The 1,114-nt window shown below is 56.6% G+C and carries 1 protein-coding gene; it reads right to left on the bottom strand.

Annotated features, from left to right (window positions below; translation table 11 throughout):
* Positions 1-39 precede the first annotated feature (39 nt).
* Positions 40-1,050, bottom strand: a complete 1,011-nt coding sequence (locus tag ACXAHG_RS23505; RefSeq protein ID WP_475061241.1) for an IS30 family transposase — start codon at positions 1,048-1,050, stop codon at positions 40-42.
* Between the last annotated feature and the right edge of the window lie 64 nt (positions 1,051-1,114).

Here is a 1,114-nt window from a genome sequence, read left to right on the forward strand (position 1 = left end):
TGTGAACTCACGGCGAAGTGCAGTTTCTGATATCCTGTTTTATTCCAATCGGTTCTGAATTTCCATCAGGTTGGTTTCGAAGACCTCGGCTGGTGTCCGATAGCCGAGGCATTTGCGCGGCGTGGAATTGAGGCGGTGGCAAATCGACCTTAAATTTCGATTTGTCAGCGCCGTCGGTTCGGTCGAGCGGGGCAGGTATTTTCTCAGCCTGTTGTTGGTGTTTTCAACTGTGCCTTTCTGCCAGGGAGCCTGGGGGTCACAAAACCAGCTGTCGGCTCCGATACCATCCTTCAGGCGCTGCCAAGCTGAGAACTCGGTGCCGCGGTCGAAAGTGATCGACTGGCGCGCATCCGCTGGCAGGGGAGCCAGACCGATGATCAGCGCCTCCATGATCGGCTTCGATTGCCGGTCCTCGTTGCGCATCACGACAGCATACCGGCTCACGCGCTCGACGAGCGATGTCACGTTCACCTTTCCATGTTCTTTGCGGAACATCATCAGATCGCATTCCCAGTGCCCGAACTCTGCGCGCTCTGAGATGCGGTCAGGCCTATGTGACAAGCTCTGGCTGTCAAAGATCCGGGTGCGGTTGTGCCTGCGGTGCCCGCGCGGTCTGCGGCGTCTGCGATGTTCGGGGAGATGGCGGTAAAACTGCTCTTCACGGCCATCCTTGGAATAGGCGAAACGGTAGATCGTCTCGTGGCTCACGCGGATCGGATGGCGCTCCAGGCGCATCCGGCCTGCGATCTGTTCGGGGGACCAGCCGGCCTTGAGCCGGTCCTCAATGGCAACCTTGAGTTCCGGGAAAACAATCATCTTTCGGTGAATGGCACGGCGGCGCTCATACATGTCTTGCGCGGCTACGGCGTGGTAACCATCCAGTTCGGGAAGTTCAGAATCTGTGTGCCGGTTCCGTTTAATGTCTCGGTAGATTGTCGAAGCATCACGGCACAAACGATCCGCAATCTCTGCAATCGGCATTTTGGCTTCAAGCCACTTGGCAATCCTCCGGCGTTCATCCAGACTCAGGTGAGAGTAGTGGCGTCCCATTCAACATCCTCCGTGCAAGCTTCTGTATTCGTACAGAATTTGCACTTCGTTTGTGAATCCACCC

Source organism: Leisingera sp. ABD4_442 (assembly GCF_056160905.1).